3 protein-coding genes are annotated in these 2,237 nt (G+C 71.6%); 1 reads left to right on the forward strand and 2 read right to left on the reverse strand.

Features of this window, described 5'->3' with window-relative positions:
* Window positions 1-299: 299 nt before the first annotated feature.
* The gene (locus ACFCY1_RS41470) at window positions 300-737 is read left to right on the forward strand and encodes a hypothetical protein (RefSeq protein WP_375877816.1); all 438 of its coding nucleotides are present in this window, start codon (window positions 300-302) and stop codon (window positions 735-737) included.
* A gap of 140 nt (window positions 738-877) precedes the next feature.
* On the opposite strand, the gene ACFCY1_RS41475 is transcribed toward ACFCY1_RS41470, so the two are convergent.
* Entirely contained in the window at window positions 878-1,840 is a 963-nt protein-coding gene (locus tag ACFCY1_RS41475) for an electron transfer flavoprotein subunit alpha/FixB family protein (protein ID WP_375877817.1), read from the reverse strand.
* 46 nt (window positions 1,841-1,886) lie between these two features.
* A partial coding sequence (locus ACFCY1_RS41480; protein WP_375877818.1) for an electron transfer flavoprotein subunit beta/FixA family protein occupies window positions 1,887-2,237 on the reverse strand: 351 nt, incomplete at its 5' end.

A 2,237-nucleotide genomic window follows, 5' to 3' on the forward strand; every position in this document is an offset into this window, starting at 1 on the left:
TCCGCCGCGAACGGAGCGATCTTCGCCTCGGCCAGCGAACGCACCGCCTCACGGAGCATCCCGTGCTCCTCGGAGATCCGGAAGAGATCGAAGTCCTGGCTCATGATCGCCACTCCTGTTTCACGACGGTACTCAGTACCCTTCATTATGCATGCGCGCGGCAAAAAGGGAACTCAGTGCCTTCCCTTGACGGCACTGAGTTCCCTATCCTTTTCGTGCCGAACTTCTGGCGTACACCCGCCGCGGTTCCGCCACGGTTCCACCGCACGAAGCCGGTCCGAGCGCAGGGAGATGACAGCGTGGTCCACTCAGCCATCGATGCCGACACCCGCAGCACGACGCTGTACTTCCAGCGCTGCGCGTGGTGCAACAACCCCACCTTCCAACGGCTGCTCTGCCCCACCTGCGGCTCCACCGAGCTGCGGCTGGAGCCCAGCGAGGGCACCGGCGTGGTGCGGCGCTGCGCGGTCGAACAGGCCCGGACGCCGCTGGTCCGTCAGAAGTCGCTGATCCGCATGGCGGAGGGCTTCGACGTCTGGTGCATCGTGGACGGGATGCGCAGCACCGTCCCGGTCGGCACCCGGGTGCGGCTGCTCTCCTCCCCCGACTCCGACCAGCCGGAGCTGCGGCTGCTGTCGGTCGAGGAGCCGCCGCCGGTGCAGGACACCGAGCCGCGCCCGCTGCCGCCCACCCAGGGCGGCTTCACCCAGCACCTCGCGGCCTTCGTCGCGGAGTGACCGGCGACGCGGAGAAGATCACGGCCCGGACGGAGACGTGACCGGGACGGGCGGCGCGCCGAAGCGCCGCCGGGAGACGACGGAGGGCGTGGCACCGAGTGGTACTCGGTGCCACGCCCTCACTGTCAGGCGGACCGGGCTCAGCCCTTGCGGGCCTTCACCTCGGCGGTGAGCTGCGGCAGCACCTCGAAGAGGTCGCCGACCACGCCGTAGTCGGCGAGCTCGAAGATCGGGGCCTCGGGGTCCTTGTTGACGGCCACGATGGTCTTCGAGGTCTGCATGCCGGCCCGGTGCTGGATGGCGCCCGAGATGCCGTTGGCCACGTACAGCTGCGGGGAGACCTGCTTGCCGGTCTGGCCGACCTGGCTGCTGTGCGGGTACCAGCCGGCGTCCACCGCGGCACGCGAGGCGCCGACGGCCGCGCCCAGCGCGTCCGCGAGCTCCTCGACCACGCCGAAGCCCTCGGCGGCACCGACGCCACGGCCACCGGAGACCACGATCGCGGCCTCGGTCAGCTCGGGACGGCCGGAGGACACCCGCAGGGTGCGCGAGACGACCTTGGCGGCGTTGCCGGTGAACGCCACGGCGACGTCCTCGACCGCGCCGGCCGCCGGGGCGGCCTCCGGGGCGACGGCGTTCGGCTTGACGGTGATGACCGGCGCGCCGTTGCTCACCCGGGAGTCGACGGTGTACGAGGCCGCGAACACCGACTGGGTGGCGATCGGGCCCTCGTCGCCGGCCCGCAGGTCGACGGCGTCGGTGATGATGCCGGAGCCGATCCGCAGCGCGACGCGCGCGGCCACCTCCTTGCCCTCGCCGGAGGACGTCACCAGCACCGCGGCCACGTCGTTCGCCTTGGCGATCTGCGCCAGCGCGTCCACCTTCGGGACGACCAGCTGGTCGGCGAACTCCGCGCCGTCGGCGACGTACACCTTCGCCGCGCCGTACTCGCCGGCCTTCGCCGCGATGCCGGCCGCGGCCGCACCGGCGCCCAGGACGACGGCGGACGGCTCACCGATACGGCGGGCCAGGGTCAGCAGCTCCAGGGCCGGCTTGCGCACCGCGCCGTCGGCGTGGTCCACCAGGACGAGAATCTCAGCCATTGCTCAATGTCTCCGTGTATTCGCTGGGTCGAGGGGTGGGGGCGGCTCAGATGAACTTCTGGTCGGCGAGGAAGCCCGCGAGCGACTTGCCGCCCTCGCCCTCGTCCTTGACGACCGTGCCCGCGGTCCGCGCCGGACGCGCCGCCACCGACTCCACCGCCGTCCACGAACCCGCCAGACCGACCTCGTCCGCCTCGATGCCCAGGTCGTCCAGGTCCCACGACTGCACCGGCTTCTTCTTCGCCGCCATGATCCCCTTGAACGACGGGTACCGGGCCTCACCCGACTGGTCCGTCACCGAGACCACCGCCGGCAGCGCCGCCTCCACCAGCTCCGTCGCCGCGTCACCGTCCCGACGGCCCTTCACCACGCCGCCCTCGACCGACACCTCCGACAG

The organism is Kitasatospora sp. NPDC056273 (genome assembly GCF_042268845.1).
Lineage (GTDB): Bacteria > Actinomycetota > Actinomycetes > Streptomycetales > Streptomycetaceae > Kitasatospora.

Bases quoted from the DNA above. Each gene is read 5' to 3' on its own strand.
- ACFCY1_RS41475 (WP_375877817.1), bottom strand. From the start codon at position 1,840: ATGGCTGAGATTCTCGTCCTGGTGGACCACGCCGACGGCGCGGTGCGC.